Origin of the sequence: Pseudomonas sp. (genome assembly GCF_049300855.1) — a bacterium.
In the GTDB taxonomy this organism is placed as follows: Bacteria; Pseudomonadota; Gammaproteobacteria; order Pseudomonadales; family Pseudomonadaceae; genus Aquipseudomonas.
The window spans coordinates 109,348-130,685 of record NZ_JBAQKH010000026.1 but is presented as its reverse complement, the minus strand read 5'-3'; the positions used below and the strand labels follow the sequence as shown (position 1 = coordinate 130,685).

The window sequence follows — 21,338 nt, the reverse complement described above, 5'->3', positions numbered from 1 at the left end:
CGTTCCTGAGAATTGGGCGCCGAACGGCGATGTACGTCTACTGTCAGATCTGACAGGTTCAATGACCGCTCATCGACTTTTCAAGGCTCAAGGCTTTTTCGAGGGTGCGGCGAGCACTTCGAAGCGGGCGCTCACCCCCCAGTCGGACAGCTTCGCCCCTTGCGTGATCGTCTGCCTGAACCGACACCAGTTGCCACCGGGCCTTAAAGACACGTCGGATACACCGCGCCACTGGCCGTTGGCGACCGTCAACGGCAGCGTCAATTTAATTTCCGGATTGAACCAGCTTGCGACCTGCCCGCTGCCTTCCTCGCCCGTCCCGGCAAAGACCAGCGGATCGCTGACCTCGCGGCCTGCCGCTGGCTGATCGATACCGGGCAGATACGTGTCCGCCAACACACGGAGCTCTGTGAAGTCTGACTCGAAGCCGTCGCATATTGCCTTCGCAGCCAACAGCTTGTTGCCGTCGGCCTCACCATGATTCACGGTGACCGACCAGGTGCGATCCTCAAGCACCACGGCGCTTTGCCTGTCGATCCCCAACGCCACGCTGACGGTATCGCCCGGCACACCAAAGCCTGACACCACCACCCGCCGTCCGACGTGTTCCAGTGCGATTGGCGTCTCGATGAAAGGTGCCACAGGGACGACGTCAAAGGTCAACTGCGTGTAGTCAGACTCTTGTATTGCGCCATTGAAATCGAAAGACTGCCGAGCCCGAATAGTCGTGCTGCCGACTGGCAAATTCACTGCCCGATGCCACTTGCCGTCGGCCTCGACCGGAATATTGCTCAACCAGGGTTCTTGATCGTTATCCAGCCATATATCGAGCCACCCGAACGGCATGCCTTTGCCTTCAATTGTGGCGGTACGCGACAACTTGCCACCCGGCTCAGGCAGGATGAATGTCGGTGGCAGCAGCACGACCCGGAACCCTAGCGGTTTACTCTCTTCGGAGGGAATTTGAGCGTACGTTTGTACCGCATAGACCGTGAACTGACCGAAAGGCAGATCGCTGAGCGGAATCTGCCATTTGCCCTGCTCGAGCAAAAGCAACGGCAGTCCTACGGGCACTCTGTACTGAGCGTCAAACAACTGCATCGTGGCGTCTTTCATACCGTTGTCGCCCTCGATCATCACCTCGCGGCCTACCGCGCCCCCCTCTTGCGGTTGCGTGATCTGCGGCGTCAGCAGGGTCCGTCTGACGGTAAATGTTTTCGACGCGGGCGCCGAAGTCTGCGATGCAGCCACTTGGGTCACGTAGACGGTATGCAGCTCATTCGCGGCAAATTCCTTTGCCCGCCGGAAGGACCAGGAGGCATCGCTGACCCACGCATCATGCACATCCGAGATGGCATCGCTGAACCAGATCTTGACTTCGGCCCCCGGCCAGCACGTGCCACTGAACCTGGGTGACAGGCCATCTTCAACCGGGTCATGCAGGCCCGGGGCTAATGGGGGAATGTTGACGTTGTGCTCAACCCTTTCGGACGCGCCCACCCCGTCGAGGCATTGGCGAATGTGAAGGGTGTAGTCCTTCAACGGGCCCAACTCTATCAGCGCGGTGCTCGTCCACTGACCGTTAACGACCGTTGCATCGGGCAGAACCGACGCCTCGCCTCCGGGGCGTAATAACACTACCGTGGCATCGTTGACACCCCTACCGCTGACGATGGGTCGATAGTTTATTGTGGAGGTGACTGCGCTCACCCTCGGCACATTGGCCACAGGCAAGTCATCACCCTTCTCATGCGTCGACTCGATCCAGCCACCGGCGTTATCAGAAACCTTTTGAATGGCCTTGATTTTGTAAGCACCGGCCGGCCAACCCGTAGCCGTGGTTGCCCAATTGCCGTCAACGGCCACAACCTCCGCAGGCGGCTCGACCATCGACTCAAGGACAGTGATCACAACCGTCGCACCAGGGTAGGCGCTGCCTGAGAAACGGATCGAATTATCCGCCAGAATTTCGACCTTGACGCCAGTCAACTTGGGCGGGCGAATTTTGACTGCACAGGCCGCACTGCGCCGCGACTGCAATCCTGCCACGACAGTGATGGCTACCAGTGACACAGGTCCTGGCGGGACTATGACGCCCGCCTCCCAGTTCTCCCCCGTCAACGGCCAGCTTGCCCCGACCCTGTCCTGAGTCAAATCGCGGAACACCTGAACCGTGGCTCCTGCCTCGCTATGAGTTCCAAACAGCTGAAAATTCATCTCCTGAAAGATTGGCTCAGGACGGGTGATGACAGGCCGATTGCTGGCCGTGACGGTTACGCCTTTCGCCCAGGCAGACAGGGTAGTGCCCAGCGTCTGCTGCGCGGTGAACGTAAAGGATCCTTCTGGCAGCTCAATGAGCACAGGTGTCGACCATCGACCGTTGGGTTGAACCAGCGCCTCGCCATAGACAATGCCGCCAAAACTCTCGCGATAGATTCTGACTGTCGCACCCGGCGTTCCCTCGCCAGAGACGTTGGGCCTTTGTTGCTTTACATCGGCCCCCTCGGTTGGAGAAGTAATAGCGGGAGCGTTCATGATTGTGAGGTGTTTAGACTCAGCGTATCTGCTTGCCACGCCTGGAAGGGTCTCAAGAATCACGGCCCCCCCTGTGCCAGTGGAGGGCAACAGGTTTGCGCTCCAGCTGCCGTCGGGAGCCGCGATTACTGTCTCGGTCAAGGCCTCGCCAACATTGGCACGCACGACGGTAATGGTGTGCCGACTCCGAGCAGTCCCCCTTAACACTCCATCAGCAATCACCGTGCGGGGATCAAACCTGGCTGCAGGCCACATTTGCAGGCCCTGGGATGTCCATTCAGAGTTGGTACCTCTGTAATTCCACTTGCCATCAAACCGCGCGGCCCCCGCGCCTTCAAGACCCGTGATGCGAATGGTATTCCACCGCTTCCCGTAAAAAGGTACGTCAGCGAGAATATTCATCCCGCCAAGTGGGCCGTGATAATCAATCCAGACCTTGTGCTGCTCGCCATCATCCTGAGGAACGTTGAAGGTGAGGTCCATTGCGAAATCGCCGAGTATCACCCTCCCTGCATAATAGAACTGCAGGCCGTCGGGCTTGCTATCTACACTCCCGCTATTTAATTGTGGAATCTCCTCAAGATCGTTGATCAGCGGTTCGTCCAGTACCGTAACAGTGAAGTCAGACATGGCAGCGATCTTCCGTGGCTCATCGTTGACACGATGTTTACAGGCACGGCAACGCTCCCGGCACCTGTAAAATCTGACAGTCCCGACAAACGGTAAGAGCTACGCATGAACAAGGCCGCCTGGCGCCTGAACAGCTTTTAGAGGCGGCGCAGAGAGGAATCAGGCCGAAGCCGGCAACGGCTGAAAGCTGAAATACTGACGCAATGCCTCAACCAGCTGCCCATATTCCGGCGGCGGTCGCAGCAGGCTGAAGCCGGCGTCGTAATGCAGGGGGGTTGCGTCTTCGTGGCACCACAGGCAGCACGCTGTCAGGTCGATCACCTGTTGGCAGCTGTCGCCGCAGGGGATTTTCAGGCGCAAATGGAAATCCACGCCGGTCATCATCGGCAACTGACTGATCAGCATCAGCCCGTCTTCGGACACGTTGCCGAGAAAACCGATGGGCTTGTCGGTGACGCTGTTGAACACGCGGAGGAAATACGGCAACTGATGCCGTTCGATTCGGCGGTCGGTAAACATGATGCGCAGTTCGCCATGCAAGGCTCCATCACAGAGCCGCACCTTTGCTTCGGAACGCGCCGGTACTGCCGGCACGCTCTCCCCGCTTCCGGTGTGACAGTCGCTACCTCGCTGTCACGTGACCACTTGCCAGTCGCAGGTGTTGCCCCGAATTTAGAAACGCTGCTCTAAAACCGGATCATTCGACTATAGCTCAGCCTGTACAACCGGCCAGATTTTGTATGACAAGTGTCATCAGAAACGGCTCGGTTTCACCACGGTTGCGGCGCTGCGAGTCGGGTAGTGACCCAGACTCTGCAAGGTTTCCAGGCGGGCGCGGGCGCGGAAGGCATATTCGCTGTTCGGGTACGAGGCGATGATGAACTGGTAGGTCTGCGCCGCGTCGACAAACATTTTCTGCCGCTCCAGGCACTGACCGCGCATCATCGACACTTCCGGCCACACGTACGGACGGGCGCGGCTGGCGCGCTCGACCTTGGACAGTTCGAGCATGACCTGCTCGCAATTGCCACGGTCGTAGGCGCTGTAGGCGTTGTTCAAATGATGGTTCATCGACCAACGGGTGCAGCCCGTGACGGCGAGGACGCTGAGGGCAAGGGCGGCAATGGGTACGAATCGCATGAAGGTTCTCCTGTCTTGTGCTCTTTATCGACCCTTGCCGAGAAATCTTCAGAAGTGTTTGCGCCAATCGTCGTGTTCAATAAAGAAAGTAATAAGTAGTGCAAACGAACAATGACTACACCCCAAGAGCATAGTAGCCTTCGCTAGCGCTTGAACTCAGGAGTCTTTGCATGTCCGTCCGTCGTACCAAAATCGTCGCTACCCTTGGCCCGGCCAGTAACTCGCCGGAAGTTCTCGAACAGCTGATTCTGGCTGGTCTGGACGTTGCCCGTCTGAATTTCTCCCACGGCACCCCCGACGAGCACAAGGCTCGCGCGAAGCTGGTGCGTGACCTGGCAGCCAAGCACGGTCGCTTCGTCGCCCTGCTGGGTGACCTGCAAGGCCCGAAAATCCGTATCGCCAAATTCGCCAACAAGAAGATCGAGCTGAAGATCGGTGACAAGTTCACCTTCTCCACCAGCCATCCGTTGACCGAAGGCAACCAGCAAGTGGTCGGCATCGACTACCCGGATCTGGTCAAGGACTGCGGCGTGGGCGACGAGCTGCTGCTCGACGACGGCCGTGTGGTGATGCGCGTTGATACCGCCACCGCAACAGAATTGCATTGCACCGTGACCATCGGCGGCCCGCTGTCCGACCACAAAGGCATCAACCGTCGCGGTGGCGGTCTGACCGCACCGGCCCTGACTGAAAAAGACAAGGCCGATATCAAGCTCGCCGCCGAAATGGAAGTCGACTACCTCGCCGTGTCCTTCCCGCGTGACGCCGCCGACATGGAATACGCCCGTCAACTGCGCGACGAAGCTGGCGGCACTGCCTGGCTGGTGGCGAAGATCGAACGCGCCGAAGCCGTGGCCGATGACGAAACCCTCGACGGTCTGATCAAGGCCTCCGACGCGGTGATGGTTGCCCGTGGTGACTTGGGCGTGGAAATCGGCGACGCCGAGCTGGTGGGCATTCAGAAGAAAATCATTCTGCACGCACGCCGCCACAACAAGGCTGTGATCGTCGCGACCCAGATGATGGAGTCGATGATCCAGAACCCAATGCCGACCCGCGCCGAAGTGTCCGACGTGGCCAACGCCGTGCTCGACTACACCGACGCCGTGATGTTGTCTGCTGAATCCGCTGCAGGTCTGTACCCGCTGGAAGCCGTGCAGGCCATGGCGCGCATCTGCGTCGGCGCCGAAAAGCACCCTACCGGCAAGACTTCCAGCCACCGTATCGGCAAGGAATTCACCCGTTGCGACGAAAGCATCGCGCTGGCGACCATGTACACCGCCAACCACTTCCCGGGCGTTAAAGCGATCATCGCGCTGACCGAAAGTGGCTACACCCCGCTGATCATGTCGCGTATCCGTTCGTCGGTGCCGATCTACGCGTTCTCGCCGCACCGCGAAACGCAGGCACGCGCAGCGATGTTCCGTGGCGTGTACACCGTACCGTTCGATCCGGCTTCGCTGGAACCGCACGAAGTCAGCCAGAAGGCGATCGACGAGCTGGTCAAGCGCGGCGTTGTGGAAAAAGGCGACTGGGTCATCCTGACCAAGGGCGACAGCTACCACACCACCGGCGGCACCAACGGCATGAAGATCCTGCACGTGGGCGACCCGCAGGTCTGAGTGACCGGTTGCTGAAAAAGCACAGCCCCGCCATGTGAATGGTGGGGCTTTTTTATGGGCGACGCACACAGGCGACGCCGGCGTCTACTGTCAGACCTGACAGTAGACGAGGAATCTTGTTCGGCAGCTAATCGAGTCGCAACCATCCCCTCAAGGAGAGCGGCATGAACGATTTGAAAGAGTCAGTGCAGAACAATACCGGGCTTGATAAGGATTTCGCAGACGAAGGTGTCTTTCTACTGGAGATACCTCATCTGGGTAGGAAAATAATACTGAAGGGCGTCAAGACTCATTATTCACCAGCAGCCGAACGAATTTATTTCACTGGAACGGTGCAATCAGGCGTCAACTCAGCGTACCTGCTGGGTTGCTTGAAACCTGATGGCACACTCGATACTGCCTTCGGAACGAACGGCATCACCAGCTCTACGTTTATTGAGCGCACACCCTCTGGCGGGCACTCGATCACGCTGCTCCCTGACGGAAAAATCCTGCTCGTCGGGCACGTGTTTGGCCAAGCGGTGCCGGCATTGGCCAGATTCACTGCTGATGGCAAGCACGACACTGAGTTCGGTGCCAACGATGGATATGTGATCCTCAGAATGCCGGGTTCGACGCAAGATCAAATCCTCGCTGACGCAACCAACAGCAATGACGGCCCAGACTCGTCGACAAGCGTCGCGGCACTGGACGATGGCACAATTCTGGTGGTTCACACCTATACCGTCACTCACACAACCGACACCCGGGCCTACCTGTTTGTGCTCAACAGCGATGGTTCGCTGGACCAGTCGTTCAACCAGACCGGTTATGTCCAGGTCATTTATCCCGGCGTCGATCAGTCTCACGTAAAACTGCGCAGTGGCTTTATTGATGGGGACAAGACGATCGTCGTCGCGGGTTACCTGGCCCAGGACCCGGCGTCGAAGCTGCCGCTGATGGCGCGTTTCTCGCGCGACGGCAGACTTGTTCCTGGCTTCGGCGCAGGTGGTTTCTTCGCCCCACCACAGAGCTTGTTCAAGTCCGGCGAACTCCACTCGGTCATTGGCCAGCCGAACAACAAACTGCTGGGGATCGGCTCAACTGCGGACGGGCGAGGTCTTTTGATCAGCCTCGAACCGAATGGTGAGTACAACATTCAGTTCAATGGTGCGCAACCGTTGCTTACCCAACTGGGCCAGCACATCACCTACTGGAAAGCAGGTGCGATGCAACCCGATGGAAAAATCGTTGTGTGCGGTGCCATCAAACCGGCGGACCAATCATCGCCGGGCGTGGTCGCACGTTTACTGAGCGACGGCAGGCTGGACGAGACATTTCACGGACTTGGCTGGGCAAGCACTCGGGTCGGCGGCGTGACCATTTTGAATGCGCTGGCGCTGCAGGATGACGGAAAAATCGTCGTGGCTGGCGTTCGGCATGCCGACGCTGACATGCACGGAGTGATCCTGCGTTACCACGCCAACAGCACGACGCTTTCGAACAACGAAGGGCAACTTGACCCCTCGTTCGGCAAGCGTGGCCTGGCACTTCTGGAGGCATCCGAAACAGGCGGTCCATCGATTTCGCCCAAGGGACTGGGGGTTGATGCCGCTGGCCGGGTTTACATCGCCGGGCATGCGCACCTGCACAGTGATCGGACTTCCTACTGCTGCATGAGAATGAGTGCAAACGGCGTCGTCGATCACTCATTCGGTCAGGCCGGATATGTCACTGGCGAGTTTGCTTCCAACGAAGGCGGACGCGCTTACTCGACCCTCAACGAAGTCGCAGTACTGAGTGACGGTAAAATTCTGCTGATCGGTGACTATCATGACGGTAGTTTTGCCAGTTGGACCGGGCTGGTGCGCCTGCTCGCCGATGGCCGTCGGGACCAGGGTTTTGGCGACAACGGACAAGTGCTGATCCCGCTTGGCAGCCTGAGCACCAGCCACAAACAGCGCGAGGCAAACTCGCTCACTGCGTCGCTGACCCGATCGTTCAGCCACGGCCCCGTGCTGCCTGACGGCAAGATTCTTGTACTGGGGCAGATTTATGATGGTCTGCAAAAGACCCAATCCATGGTGATTCGGCTCATGCCGGATGGCGCACTCGATACAAGCTTCAATCAGACGGGCAGTGTCCGCTTCGCGCATCCTGACTTTCTGCATACTGTGTTGACGGATATTGCCGTCGACCATGAGGGGAAATACGCCCTCAGCGGTTATTGCAGTGGGCAAAGTGCTCAGCAAGCCCGTGCGCTTTTCAGCAAAATCGAGACCACCGGGGCGCTGGATACCTCCTTCGCCACGGCGGGCTATTTGTTGATTGAGCCGAACAGCGACGATCAACACTTCTTCATTCACCAGCTCATTGCCCAGACCGATACACACCTCTTGGGCATTGGCTACGAACACCCCGAGGGTGAGCATGGACTGTTGATCAACCGCAAGTCCGATGGCAGCAAGAACACCCGGTTCAATAATGGCGAACCACTGTTGACCAGACTGGATGGCCAGTTGACCAGATGGGCATCGGCGATCAGCCAGCAGGACGCCAGCATCCTGGTGCATGGATGCCTTTCAGAATCGGCGCGTGCGGTCGTCGCGAAGTTCACTGACCGCGGCGAACTGGATACAACGCTGGGGACCGGGAAGGGATGGCTGCAGTTCAATGTCGAGGCGGGAGAAGCGCTGGCTGCCTTATTCGATGACCGCAGCGTATTGTTTCTCGGCACCGCCATGGTCAGTGGTCGGCGAATGCGCTGTGTTGCCCGTGGCCTGCTGACGACGATGCACGACTGAAGCAGCGGCCAGTGGACCGCACCTCCCGTCCGATCGGCAAACGGGCTGTCGGGTTGCCAATCCTGGGCTTCAACAACCGTGACGGCAACAACGCCCTGCCCTGTGAATGGCAGGGCTTCTCGCGTGCAGGCCTGAAAAAGTACACGGCCAACTCGGCCAGCCGAACATCAATGCCGTTTGATAAACCCGGTCAACGCCGCCAGCGCTTCTGGCGAACGAAGGCGCTGGGTGAATAACGCGCCCTCCTCCTCGATCACTTTGCGGATCAGCTCGCGGTCCGGTGCCTTCATCAATTGCTTGCTGATGCGCACCGCCTCAGGCGGCAACTCATCGAACCGCAAGGCCATCTCCCGCGCCTTGCTCAATGCGGCTTCGCCACTGCCCAGCGCCTCGCTGGCAATGCCCCAGGCCGCGGCCTGTTCACCGGTAAAACCTTCGCCCAATAACAGAAGTTCTGCCGCTTTCGCCTGCCCGAGCAAGCGCGGCAGAATCAGGCTTGAGCCGAACTCCGGGCACAACCCAAGGTTAACGAACGGCATGCGCAAGCGCGCATCGCGGGCCACGTAGACCAGATCACAGTGCAGCAACAACGTCGTGCCAATGCCCACCGCCGCCCCGGCCACGGCGGCAATCACCGGTTTGCGACACTCCAGCAAATTGAGCATGAAGTGAAACACCGGGCTGTCGAGGTCGCTCGGCGGTTGCTGGATGAAATCCGCAATGTCGTTGCCGGCGGTGAAGCACTCGGCGCTGCCGGTGATCAGCACGGCGTTGATCTCGGGGTCGCTGTCGGCCTGCTTCAGCGCCTCGGCGAGTCGGCTGTACATGGCGCGGGTCAAGGCATTTTTCTTGTCTGGGCGATTAAGGCGCAGAGTCAGTAAACCGCGTTCGCGTTCCAGCAGAATGGCATCGGTCATGGCGTGTCTCGCGTCTGAGATTCAGCGCTCAACCACGGCTCAAAAATACATCGGCCAGCAGTTGATTGCGCGGCAATCCGGCCAGATACAGGCGCCTGGCAAAGGCGTCGACACTGGCCGTCGAGCCGCAGACTAAGGCCAGGGTTTGCCGGGAAACAAGGCGCAGTTGCGCCAAAGCGGCGGCTGACTCGGCCGCCGTCCACAACTCGACGCTGAGGTTTTCGCGCTGCGCGGCCAGTGCCGCCAGCGGTTTGGCCAGATAATGTGCGTCAGCATCATGGGCCAGGTGAATGAGGCGAATGGCGCCCTGGTGATCCTGACGCAAAGCTTCACGCAGCACACCGAACAATGGCCCCAGCCCCGTGCCGGCGGCGAGCAGCCACAGCGGCCGGCTGTGCCAATCCGGGTCGTAGTGCAAAGCGCCGCCACGCAGTTCGCCAAGGCGCACCGGGTCGCCGATCTGCAAGCGCCGCGCCGCATCGCTGAATTCGCCAGGCAGGCGACAATCCAGGTGAAACTCGAGAAAGCGATCTTCTTCCGGCAGGCTCGCCAGTGAATACGGCCGGGCAATGTGATTGATCCACAGCACCAGATGTTGCCCGGCGCTGTAGCGCAACGGCCGTTGCGGGGTCAGGCGCATACGCAACACACCCTCGCTCAGCCAGTCGAGTGCCTCGACCACGGCCGGACGACCATCAGCCAGCGGATCGAAGGTGTGCACGCGCAAATCTTCGACCACCTGACACTGACAGGCCAGCCGCCAGCCCTCATCGCGTTGTTCAGCGCTCAAGGCATCCGGGCGGTTATCGGCCGGCAGGCCTTGCACGCATTGCACCAGACAGGCGTGGCAACTGCCGGCACGACAGCTGTAAGGCACGGCGACGCCGTTCTGATTGAGGGCATCGAGCAGGTTGCTGCCCGCCGCCACCGACCACTGACGTTCACCGACGCGAAGTTCAGGCATCGAGATTCTCCCAGGCTGCGGCACAACGGTTGCGTCCGTCGCGCTTGGCCCGATACAGCGCCTGATCGGCGCGCTGCAAGGCGTCGTCCAGATCATCGCCCAGTTCCAGCAGGGTCATGCCTGCCGACAGGCTGAGGTTGTGCACGTTCAGGCCGACCAGTTCAACATCGGTAAAGGCCAGGCGCAGACGCTCGCAGCAGGCGGTCATGCGTTCGGCGTCGCAATCGGGCAGCAACAGCACAAACTCCTCACCACCATAGCGCGCCAGCACATCACCGTCGCGCAGACACGCCTGGGCAACGCCGGCGAACGCCTGCAACACCTGATCGCCGGCGGCGTGACCGTGCAGGTCGTTGATGCGTTTGAAATGGTCGAGGTCGATCAGCGCCAGGCCATGCACCACGTCGCTGTCCATCGTGTTGAGCTCACGCGAGGCCAGGCGCAGAAAATGCCGACGATTGAACAACCCGGTCAGCTCGTCGGTGGCCACCAGGTCTTCCAGCTGACGCATCATCCCGCGCAGGGTGTCCTGATGCGCCTGCAAGGCAAACCGGCGCTGACGCTGGCGTTGCCGCGAGATCTGAACGAAGCGCGCATACAGCACCAGCCACGCCAGCACCATCGCCAGAATGCACACCTGCAGGGCGGCGAGCGCCGGATCCGGCAAGAGGAAGTAATAACCGTCCCACAGCGTGATCGCGCAGAAACTGAAGAACACCAGCAGCGCACAGCGAATGAACGCCCGTCGGCTCAGGTGGAACAGGCCGAACAGCAGAATCAACACATAGAACACCAGAAAGGCGCCCCGGGCGTCATCCAGATGCGCGATCAGCCAGGTTTGCCAGCCCAGTCCGAGCAGCACCTGCACTTCGGTCAGGCTGGGGTCTTCAAAGCGTTGATTGCGGCCGCTCCAGAACAGCGCGAACAGCGTCGCCTGACTGATCACCACCAGCGCGCTGCCGATGGCCACGGCACTCAGGGACTGGCCGTAATGGCCGGTGAAAAACGCCAGCCACAGCAGCAGCAAAGCCAATCCGTAGGTGGCCGCAGCAAGGGCGAAACGTTTAAGCAAAAGACGTTGAATGGCGTTATGGGTCAATCGTTGACTCACCGTGCGATAGGAGGCTGACCGAGTGTCCTACTCTACAGACCGGCTGCCACTTTAGTGGCGTAGTCGATAAATGACCACCGATTTTCGGGCTCGAAAATTGACGTCAAAAGTGCGGCTGCAAAAGCCCCTCACCCTGGCCCTCTCCCAGAGGGAGAGGGGACTGAGCGCGTTGTTTATCCGAGGTACATCGACTTGAAACATCGCGCCGAACTCAGGTCTGAACAGCATGAAGATCGGCAACTTTCCTGAGCCGGACTAAGGTTTTGAATACCACGAAGATCGGCTCCCTTTCCCCCTCGCCCCTCTGGGGGAGAGGGCTGGGGTGAGGGGGTAAAACCGCAAGTGCAAACCCGCTGTCCGATATTCGCCCAGCCATGCGACCAACGAATGACTGCCGGCGCGTGTATGCCCCACCGAGGCGCGGTATACTGCCGCGCCTTTTTAGCGTCGCGCCAGCAGCCCCGGCGTGCCTTGAAAGGTGCATGCGAGCGACCGATGCACCCAAGCCGCAGGCACCTTATTGAATGTTCCCGTCTTTTAGAGGAGCGCGACTCATGACCGTGATCAAGCAAGACGACCTGATTCAGAGCGTTGCCGACGCCCTGCAGTTCATTTCCTATTACCACCCCGTGGATTTCATCCAGGCGATGCACGAAGCCTACCTGCGCGAAGAATCGCCAGCGGCCCGTGACTCGATGGCGCAGATCCTGATCAACTCGCGCATGTGCGCCACCGGCCACCGCCCGATCTGCCAGGACACCGGTATCGTTACCGTGTTCGTGCGCGTCGGCATGGACGTACGTTGGGATGGCGCCACCATGGGCCTGGACGACATGATCAACGAAGGCGTGCGTCGCGCCTACAACCTGCCGGAAAACGTCCTGCGTGCCTCGATCCTCGCCGACCCGGCGGGCGCTCGGAAAAACACCAAGGACAACACCCCGGCCGTGATTCACTACTCCATCGTCCCGGGCAACACCGTGGAAGTGGACGTGGCGGCCAAGGGCGGCGGTTCCGAGAACAAGTCGAAAATGGCCATGCTCAACCCGTCCGACTCGATCGTCGACTGGGTACTCAAGACCGTTCCGACCATGGGCGCCGGCTGGTGCCCACCGGGCATGCTCGGCATCGGCATCGGCGGCACCGCCGAGAAAGCCGCGGTGATGGCTAAAGAAGTGTTGATGGAATCCATCGACATCCACGAGCTGAAGGCCCGTGGTCCACAGAACCGCATCGAAGAAATGCGTCTGGAGCTGTTCGAGAAGGTCAACCAGTTGGGCATCGGCGCCCAGGGCCTCGGTGGCCTGACCACCGTGCTCGACGTGAAGATCATGGACTACCCGACTCACGCCGCTTCGCTGCCGGTGTGCATGATCCCGAACTGCGCCGCCACCCGTCACGCGCACTTCGTGCTCGACGGTACCGGCCCGGCCTCGCTGGAAGCGCCACCGCTGGACGCCTACCCGGAAATCGTCTGGGAAGCCGGCCCGTCGGCCCGTCGCGTCAACCTCGACACCCTGACCCCGGAAGACGTGCAGAGCTGGAAGCCGGGCGAAACCGTCCTGCTCAACGGCAAAATGCTCACCGGTCGCGACGCCGCGCACAAGCGCATGGTCGAGATGCTCAACAAGGGTGAAACCCTGCCGGTCGACCTGAAGGGTCGCTTCATCTACTACGTCGGCCCGGTTGATCCGGTCGGTGACGAAGTGGTTGGCCCGGCAGGTCCTACCACCGCGACGCGGATGGACAAGTTCACCCGGCAGATCCTTGAGCAAACCGGCCTGTTGGGCATGATCGGCAAATCCGAGCGCGGCCCGACCGCGATCGAAGCGATCAAGGACAACAAAGCCGTGTACCTGATGGCCGTCGGCGGCGCTGCCTACCTGGTTGCCCAGGCGATCAAGAAGTCGCAAGTGCTGGCGTTCGCCGAACTGGGCATGGAAGCGATCTACGAATTTGAGGTCAAGGACATGCCGGTGACGGTTGCCGTTGACAGCAAAGGCGAGTCGGTCCACATCACTGGTCCTGCGATCTGGCAACAGAAGATCAGCGAAAGCCTGGCCGTCGAAGTGCAGTAAGCGCTTCGCAGCCTGAAAAAAAGGCCGGCCCGTCACCCGACGGGCCGGCCTTTTTTATGCCCGTCGTTCACCCATTTACGGCTTGATCGGGATTTGGCGATAAAAACCGCCCTCTATCACACTTTTTATTCTTTATGACCTGTCAGATCTGACAGGTTACGCCCAGACCTTTTCTTGCTAGCGTCAATCCACCTTCGTGTTCACGTACGCAATGGATTCGATCATGGCTGATCAAGAGCTGAGTATCACGACCCCGAGCATCGCCAAAAGCGCCTCGATTGCCACCATTGGCAAGGATTGGGGCGTCGTTGGCCCAACGGGTGCGGCATCGTTCGAACTGCCATTGCCGATTTCCAGCGGGCGGGGTTGGGACCCGCAAATGGGCCTGAGCTACAGCAGCCAGAGCGGTAACGGCGCGTTCGGTATCGGCTGGGGCCTCTCGGGGCTTGGCGCCATCAGCCGGCGCAGGCAAAAAGGCGTGCCGCGCTACACCGATCACGACGAGATCATTGGCCACGACGGCGAAGTGTGGATGCCGGAGCTCAAGGACGATGGCAGCCTCAAAACGCGTGAGGAATCGCGTTACGATGGCGTCGACATCGGCGCGCACAGCGTGCTGCGTTACTGGCCACAGGTCGAAAGTGGCTTTGCCCTGTGCGAGCGCTGGCAGCGACAGACCCGAGAAGCCGATCCGGCGATATTCTGGCTGATCCACGGCGCTGACGGTTCGCTGCACCTGTACGGCAAAACCGAAGCCACACGCATTGCCGACCCGCACGCCCCCGGACACATTGCCACCTGGCTGCTCTGCGAAAGCATGAATGCGCGCGGTGAACACATCTGTTTTGCCTACAAGAGCGATGATCAGGATCCTGACCCGATCCATGATCACCGCGCCCAGCGCTACCTGCACCGGGTGTGCTACGGCAACGTCACGGCGAGCAAGGATCTGTACAGCTGGACGGTGGAGAATCCGGCCGATCTGGACTGGCACTTTCACCTGCTGTTCGATTACGGCGAGCGCAGTACCGCGCTGACCGATACGCCGGCCTACGACGGCGAAACCCTGCAACCGTGGCTCACGCGCCCGGATCCCTTCTCGACCTATGGTCAGGGCTTTGAACTGGCGACCCGCCGGCTCTGTCGGCAAGTCTTGATGTTTCATCGTTTCAGCGATGAGCCGGCGAGCAAACCGGCGCTGGTACGGCGCCTGTTGCTGGAATATTCGGCGCCTGGCAGCGAATGGTCTTTCAGCCAGATCAGCGCCGCCCACTATCAGGCTTATGACGCCAGTGGCCGCGTGGAAAACAGCCCGCCGGTGGAGTTCGATTATTCGCCGTTCGAGATCAACCCGATCCCCACACGCCTGCTCGAATCCGACCATCAGCCCGGCGTGGAAGACGGCGGTTTCTACCAGTGCGTTGACCTCTATGGCGAAGGCGTGCCGGGTTTTCTATGCCGCTATGATCAGGGCTGGTATTACCGTGAGCCGCTACGCAAAACATCAGGCACCGATGAGATCGGCTACGGACCGTGGCAGGCGCTGGACAGCATTCCACGGGGCGATCGCCAGCGCCCGGTGCACCAACTGCTGACAGACCTGACCGGTGATGGCCGCCTCGACTGGGTCAGCGCGCAGCCGGGCATCAGCGCTTTTCGCTCGCTCAATGCCCAGCGTGAATTCGCCGACTTTGTCCCGTTCAATGCGTTTCCGCTGGAGTTTTTCCACACGCTGTCGCAACTCGGCGACCTCAGTGGCGACGGGCTCAGCTCGCTGGCGTTGATCGGACCGAACTCGGTGCGCCTCTATGCCAACCGACGCGAAGAAGGTTTCGCCCCTGCCGAAGAGGTCGAGCACCAGCCGAGCGATGATCGCCTGCCGCTGTTCAGCCATTCGCCGACCGAACTGGTGATGCTGGGCAACCTGCTCGGCAGCGACATGCCCGAGCTGTGCCGTATCCGTCATGACGAAATCAAATGCTGGCCGAACCTGGGGCACGGCAGGTTTGGCGCAGGCCGGGTCATCAGCGCCCTGCCCTTTGCCTATGAATCGTTCGATGCATCGCGTGTACGCATCGCCGACCTCGATGGCAGCGGTGCGCCTGCGCTGATTTATCTGCGATCGGTGGGGTTCGATATCTACCGCAACCGTGGCGGGAACGGGCTGGAACAGACGCCGATCCACGTGCCGTGGCCTGCCGGCGTGCGCTACGACCGCTTGAGCCAGGTCAGTTTCGCCGACCTGCAAGGCCTCGGCTGCGCGAGCCTGATCCTGACGGTGCCACACATCACACCGCAGCACTGGCGCTACGATTTCGTCGCGGCCAAGCCCTATCTGCTGACCGCAAGCAACAACAACATGGGATGCAGCGCCAGCGTGGTCTATCGCAGCTCGGCGCAAGAGTGGCTGGATGAAAAGCAGCGCCTGCTGACGCTGAAAAACCCGCCGGTCTGTCATCTGCCGTTTGCCGTGGCCGTGGTCAAAAAACAACGGCAACTGGACGAAATCACCGGCAATTGCCTGACTCAGGCGTTCGTCTATCGCGAGGGTGTCTATGACGCCAGAGAACGTGAGTTCCGCGGGTTCGGCCAGCTCCAACAGACCGACAGCGAGCGCGCCGGAGCCATTGACGAGGGCGGTTTTACTGCGCCGGTGCGGGTCTGTACCTGGTTTCACACCGGGCAGTCGATGGACCGTTCGCGTGCAGATTATTTCAATGGCGATCAACAAGCCTGGCCGCTGGGCGACACCCTGTTCAGCCGCTATCACGTCACCGATGAGTGCGATGAAACCATCACGCCAGCTGATGCCGACACCGAATACGAAATCGCTCGGGCACTGGTGGGTTCGGTCATCCGCATCGAAACCTATGCCGAGGACGACATTGACACCCCGGGCATACCCCGCCCTTTTGCGGTGCAGGAGAACCGCTACCTGGTGCGCGAAGTCCGGGCCCGAGGCCAATACGACTCCGCAGTGTTGCTGCCGCTGGCGCTGGAAAACATCAGCTACCAGTACGACCGTTTCATCGACGATCCGCTGTGCCGCCACGCGCTCAATCTGAGCTGGGACGCCCACGGTTCAGCCACCCATGCGCTGACCGTCAGCTATGCGCGGCGCCTGACCGAAACGGACACTCCGCCCTTTACCGATGTTGATGAGCAACAGTGGTGGCGCGATGCACACGATGCGGCGCAGCAAGCCTTTTATCTGAACGAAACACGCTCACGTTTTATTGATCTGAGCGACGATGCGCAGCAGTGGCGGCTCGGTTTGCCGTGGCAACAACGCAGCAATGCACTGGTGCTGCCCAAAGGTTCGCTGCCGGAAGGTCTGACGGCACAACAGGTCAGCTATGAAGACATGGTCGCGCATCAGGATTCAGCGCACTGGGATGAGCAGCGGGTCCTGACCACCCAGTCGGTGCAACGTTATGTGAAGAGCGATGGCACACCGCACGACGATGGCAAAGCCGATTTTGTCGCGCTCGTCGGGCCATTGGAGTTGGCGCAGCTGGACAAGACCGCGCTGGATGCCTACGACGTGTTACCGGCGCCCTTCAATATTCGCGATGAACTGGCAAAGATCGGCTACACACCGATGCGATTGTTGTTCGAAATAGACCCCGCCATCGACGCCGAGCAAAACCTCTGGTCGGTGCATTACGGCTACGCCGATTACGCCGATCTCAGCGGTTTCTACAAGGTGCGCAGTTACCACGAGACCCTCAGCCAGGGCGCGACTCTCGCCGAATACGACGCCTACCACCTGGCGATCAGCCGCGTCCAATTGCCGGATCACTGCACCACCCACATCGAGTACGACTACCACGCCCTGCAGCCGCTGCGCATCATCGATGCCAATGAAAACATCGAAGAAGCGCTGTACGAGCCCTCCGGACAACCGCTGGCCACCAGCTTTCACGGCACCGAACGTGGCGTCGCCGCAGGCTTCAGGCCCTTGAGCGAGTATCAGCGCCCGGAAGATCATCGTCCGGACCCGGCCATTGAAGACCCCGAAGGCGCGGTGCAAAAAGCCGCGAGCACGCTGCGCAAGGACTTGTTCAGCTGGATGGGCCAGGTGCCGCCCGATGCTGCGCTACTGACCGACTGGATCGCCCGGCGCTACGTCCTCCCCAGCGGCCATATTCGCGCCAGCGCCCGTCAACAACTGACGCGGCGTACGGTGCTGACAGCTTCAGAGCACGCCTTGCGTGACATCATCGCCAGCACTCGGCGCGAACCGGTGCACAGCGTCGTCCTCAGCGCCGATCGCTATCCGGACGATGCCATAGCGGCACAGATTCAGATCGTCAAAGCCTGCGTCGATGGCTTTGGTCGCGCCTTGCAAAACCAGCAACTGGTTGACCCGGGCATCGCCTACGCAGTGGACGACGACGGCGCACTGATCATCAAGGACGGCCAGCTTGAAGAAGTCTTCGTCGAGCAACGCTGGCGTATCAGTGAACGCATCGAATACAACAACAAGGGGTTGCCGGTGCGAAGGTTCCGGCCGTTTTTTGCCAATCGGCATCGCTACGTCAATGACCAGTCACTGCGCACCCACGGTTGTTTCGACAGCCTGTGCTATGACCCACTGGGCCGCACGACCAAATTGATCAATGCTCGTGGCGACTTCTCTCGCGAGACTTATCACCCCTGGTATCAGACCAGCGAGGACTTCAACGACACCGCTGAACATTCACCAGCCGCAAAGACGTTACCGTGATGACTGCCTCCGTGGATTGGCGCACACCGGCATTGTCGGTGATCGATGGGCGAGGCCTGCCGATTGCTCAGGTGGCTTATCTGCGCAGAATCGCCGGTGTTGCCGCCGAGCGCCAGATCAGCCGTCAGATTCACGACACTGCCGGACGCTCGATCGAGCAGTGGGACGCACGCCTGCCCGTGCCCTGTCTCGCCACCGCTCATTCGTTGAGTGGTACCGCGCTGAAAACCGCCAGCGTCGACGCCGGCTGGCGCCTCAGCCTGCCTGGTCTGGCCGGTGAGCCGTTGCAGCGCTGGGACCAGCGTGGCACGCATTGGCGCACGACCTTCGATAAGCAACTGCGGGTGATCGCACTCGCCGAAAACGACGAGGCTGATGTCGATGTGTTTACCTACGCCGATGCCAGCGCCGACGCCGCCCACAATCTGCGCGGTCAGTTGCTGGCGCAGCAGGAGCGCGCGGGCACGCTGCGCACGGGCAGCTTCGCCCTCACCGGCCAGCCGCTCACGCAAACCCGGACCTTTGAGGAGGGTCAGGCATTCACCAGCCACTGGCTGTTCAGTCCACTGGGTGCGGCCCTGGAGCAGACCGATGCCGGCGGCCACCGACAACGCTCCGGCTTCGGTCTGGCCGGACAGCTAAAACAAGTGCATCTGCGTATCAACGGCAAGACTGAGTGGCAGCCGGTGGTGCTGGATGTGCTGTACAACGCTGCCGGGCAGATCATCGAGCAACTGGCCGGCAACCACGTGCGCAACCGCTGGACCTATCACTTGGCGGACGGCCGTCTGCACACTCAGTCGAGCCGCAACGCGGCCGGCGAGGTCCTGCAGGATTTCGAATACTTTCACGACCCTGTCGGCAATATCAGCCGCATCGAAGACCACGCTTTCCAGCCGGTTTATTTCGCCAACCAGCGCGTCGATGGCCACCGGGATTTCACCTATGACTCGCTGTACCGACTGGCTCGCGCGACCGGTTACGACGACGCGCCACCGTCCGACATTCCCGGCCTGCCGCAACCCGGCGACCCGAACAATCGGCTCAACTACACCCAGACCTACCAATACGACGCCGGCAACAACCTGATCGAACTCAAACATGTGCGGGCCGGTGCCAGCCACACCTGCCAGATGCGCATCGACCCGAACAGCAACCGTGGGGTGCGCTGGCACCCGGGTGATCCGCTGCCTGACTTCGACAGTCTGTTCGACCGCCACGGCAACCAGCAGAACCTGCAAACGGTTCAGGACCTGCAATGGAACGCGCGCGACGAACTGCAGCGCGTGACCCTGATTGCCCGAGGCGGTACACGCGACGACGCCGAGCACTACCGCTACAGCCAGGGCGTGCGCGTGTTCAAGCGCCATGAAACCTTCACTGACAACGCCGCCCATTTTCATCAGGTGCGCTACTTGCCAGGGCTGGAAATCCGCAGCAAGGACAACGGCGAAGAACTGCACGTCATCAGCCTCGGCAACGCGCGCTGCCTGCACTGGGCTGAGAACAAACCCGACGGCGTCGACGACGATCAACTGCGTTACAGCCTCGACGATCACTTGGGCTCCTGCGTGATGGAACTGGACCAGGCCGCGCAACTGATCAGCCACGAAGGCTATTACCCGTTCGGCGCCACGGCGTGGATGGCCGAAAAATCGGCGACGACAGTCAGCTACAAATTCATCCGTTATTCAGGCAAGGAGATGGATGTCAGCGGTTTGTACTACTACGGCGCGCGCTACTACGCGCCGTGGTTGCAGCGTTGGGTCAGTGCCGACCCGGCGGGGGCTGTAGATGGCCTGAATCTGTATGGGTTTGTGGGAAATAATCCACTGCGCTACTTCGATGATGGCGGCACGACGAAGACACCCTCGGAGCAAAAAAAAATCATCGATCAAGAAAGGAAATTCCTTTCAGTTATCCCAGGCAGCATGAGAGATGTGCAGAAGGCTTTGGGTGATTTGACCTCTCCTGCAAGTTTTCGACAGAAGATACTGACCAACCTCCTCTATCTCAGCGGTCGGGCAATCATTGGATTCGCTGCCGGATACAACACGACCAGTACGCTCCCGGCCAGTATCCCGGGAGAGTTGCAAGGGTTGACCTTAGGCAATGCAAGCGCAGATGCAGTCAATCCCGTATTTGCCAAGGTTGCATCGTCTCTCAATCAATCCATTTTGCCGCGACAGTCGGATCTGGATGTGCAATCACTGCGCGCTCAAAGCGCTGGCTCATCTGCCAGCCCTCTGGAAAGCTACAGCGTCAGTCCAGCGACATGGCAGGAAAGGTCGGAGAACATAAGGGCTTTGTTCAGCTTCGGACGTGACGGGGTTGGCGGTGCCCTGCTTCCCGGTGTCTCTGAACTGGCCGAGTTGTTCAAGGTGTCGAAAGACGCCACCAAAGCCGAACAGCTCTTGACCCGTTTTGAAATGGACGCTTATGAATCGATGTTCGACAGCTTGCGCGACGCCATCATCCGTTCATCGAAAGCCGGCCACGCTGCACTCGACGCGCTAGGCGTCGAGCAAGTGTATGCAAACTCTGCTGATTACCTGATGGATCTCGCACAAGGACGGGTAGCAGCCCCCAACTCTAGAATGGTCAGTCGTTCGACCATAAACACCGATACAGAAAGTGCATTGAGCAGCGTCGAATACGCCAGGTCCATACTCGGCCGATACCGTACTTATGTTGCGCAACAAACATTGAAACGAGCGGCATAACGGCATGAACGCGCGGTCAGCCTTGGTGCATGCTTCTACTCCACGAATCAGTGCCTGGGATTCGCGCACATTAGTCGTGAAGAGGCTGGATTATCTGCGCAGGGTT

The 21,338-nt window shown here is 60.1% G+C and carries 11 protein-coding genes; 5 read left to right on the top strand and 6 right to left on the bottom strand.

The window, feature by feature from the left end; all coding sequences use genetic code 11:
* Positions 1 to 87 precede the first annotated feature (87 nt).
* The 3 genes from WA225_RS10170 to WA225_RS10160 all read right to left on the bottom strand — a co-directional run bounded on the left by WA225_RS10170 (position 88) and on the right by WA225_RS10160 (position 4,305).
* Positions 88 to 3,165, bottom strand: a complete 3,078-nt coding sequence (locus tag WA225_RS10170; protein ID WP_422607837.1) for a hypothetical protein — start codon at positions 3,163 to 3,165, stop codon at positions 88 to 90.
* A gap of 159 nt (positions 3,166 to 3,324) precedes the next feature.
* Positions 3,325 to 3,684, bottom strand: coding sequence for a PilZ domain-containing protein (locus tag WA225_RS10165; RefSeq protein WP_422608207.1), 360 nt, complete (start codon positions 3,682 to 3,684; stop codon positions 3,325 to 3,327).
* Positions 3,685 to 3,918: 234 nt separating this feature from the next.
* On the bottom strand, positions 3,919 to 4,305 hold the full coding sequence (locus WA225_RS10160) for a tetratricopeptide repeat protein (protein WP_422607836.1): 387 nt from the start codon (positions 4,303 to 4,305) through the stop codon (positions 3,919 to 3,921).
* Between the two features lie 170 nt (positions 4,306 to 4,475).
* On the opposite strand from WA225_RS10160, the gene pyk reads away from it, so the two are divergent.
* A complete protein-coding gene (pyk, locus tag WA225_RS10155; RefSeq protein WP_016983110.1) occupies positions 4,476 to 5,927 on the top strand; it encodes a pyruvate kinase in 1,452 nt (483 codons plus the stop codon).
* 164 nt (positions 5,928 to 6,091) lie between these two features.
* Positions 6,092 to 8,710 (top strand): hypothetical protein, encoded by a 2,619-nt coding sequence (locus WA225_RS10150; RefSeq protein ID WP_422607835.1) that lies wholly within the window; start codon positions 6,092 to 6,094, stop codon positions 8,708 to 8,710.
* A 167-nt stretch (positions 8,711 to 8,877) separates the two neighbouring features.
* Here WA225_RS10150 and WA225_RS10145 read toward each other — a convergent pair whose 3' ends face one another.
* Genes WA225_RS10145 through WA225_RS10135 form a run of 3 tightly spaced genes read right to left on the bottom strand, consistent with a single transcriptional unit; the run spans position 8,878 to position 11,690 of the window.
* The gene (locus tag WA225_RS10145; protein WP_422607834.1) at positions 8,878 to 9,627 is read right to left on the bottom strand and encodes an enoyl-CoA hydratase-related protein; all 750 of its coding nucleotides are present in this window, start codon (positions 9,625 to 9,627) and stop codon (positions 8,878 to 8,880) included.
* A 28-nt stretch (positions 9,628 to 9,655) separates the two neighbouring features.
* On the bottom strand, positions 9,656 to 10,591 hold the full coding sequence (locus WA225_RS10140) for an iron-sulfur-binding ferredoxin reductase (protein WP_422607833.1): 936 nt from the start codon (positions 10,589 to 10,591) through the stop codon (positions 9,656 to 9,658).
* Entirely contained in the window at positions 10,584 to 11,690 is a 1,107-nt protein-coding gene (locus WA225_RS10135; protein ID WP_422607832.1) for a diguanylate cyclase domain-containing protein, read from the bottom strand. The genes WA225_RS10140 and WA225_RS10135 overlap by 8 nt, the downstream gene beginning before the upstream one ends.
* Positions 11,691 to 12,256: 566 nt before the next feature.
* Between WA225_RS10135 and WA225_RS10130 the strand changes: the two genes are divergently transcribed.
* From WA225_RS10130 to WA225_RS10120, 3 genes are all read left to right on the top strand, one after another.
* Positions 12,257 to 13,780 (top strand): fumarate hydratase, encoded by a 1,524-nt coding sequence (locus tag WA225_RS10130; RefSeq protein WP_008080438.1) that lies wholly within the window; start codon positions 12,257 to 12,259, stop codon positions 13,778 to 13,780.
* A gap of 223 nt (positions 13,781 to 14,003) precedes the next feature.
* Positions 14,004 to 18,509 (top strand): SpvB/TcaC N-terminal domain-containing protein, encoded by a 4,506-nt coding sequence (locus tag WA225_RS10125; protein WP_422607831.1) that lies wholly within the window; start codon positions 14,004 to 14,006, stop codon positions 18,507 to 18,509.
* A complete protein-coding gene (locus WA225_RS10120; protein WP_422607830.1) occupies positions 18,509 to 21,232 on the top strand; it encodes an RHS repeat-associated core domain-containing protein in 2,724 nt (907 codons plus the stop codon). Before WA225_RS10125 ends, WA225_RS10120 begins: the two co-directional genes overlap by 1 nt.
* Positions 21,233 to 21,338 lie beyond the last annotated feature (106 nt).

Coding starts and splice junctions, on each gene's coding strand:
- WA225_RS10140 (WP_422607833.1), bottom strand. CDS start 10,591: ATGCCTGAACTTCGCGTCGGTGAACGTCAGTGGTCGGTGGCGGCGGGC.
- WA225_RS10165 (WP_422608207.1), bottom strand. CDS start 3,684: ATGTTTACCGACCGCCGAATCGAACGGCATCAGTTGCCGTATTTCCTC.
- WA225_RS10120 (WP_422607830.1), top strand. CDS start 18,509: ATGACTGCCTCCGTGGATTGGCGCACACCGGCATTGTCGGTGATCGAT.
- WA225_RS10160 (WP_422607836.1), bottom strand. CDS start 4,305: ATGCGATTCGTACCCATTGCCGCCCTTGCCCTCAGCGTCCTCGCCGTC.
- WA225_RS10170 (WP_422607837.1), bottom strand. CDS start 3,165: ATGTCTGACTTCACTGTTACGGTACTGGACGAACCGCTGATCAACGAT.
- WA225_RS10125 (WP_422607831.1), top strand. CDS start 14,004: ATGGCTGATCAAGAGCTGAGTATCACGACCCCGAGCATCGCCAAAAGC.
- WA225_RS10130 (WP_008080438.1), top strand. CDS start 12,257: ATGACCGTGATCAAGCAAGACGACCTGATTCAGAGCGTTGCCGACGCC.
- WA225_RS10150 (WP_422607835.1), top strand. CDS start 6,092: ATGAACGATTTGAAAGAGTCAGTGCAGAACAATACCGGGCTTGATAAG.
- WA225_RS10145 (WP_422607834.1), bottom strand. CDS start 9,627: ATGACCGATGCCATTCTGCTGGAACGCGAACGCGGTTTACTGACTCTG.
- pyk (WP_016983110.1), top strand. CDS start 4,476: ATGTCCGTCCGTCGTACCAAAATCGTCGCTACCCTTGGCCCGGCCAGT.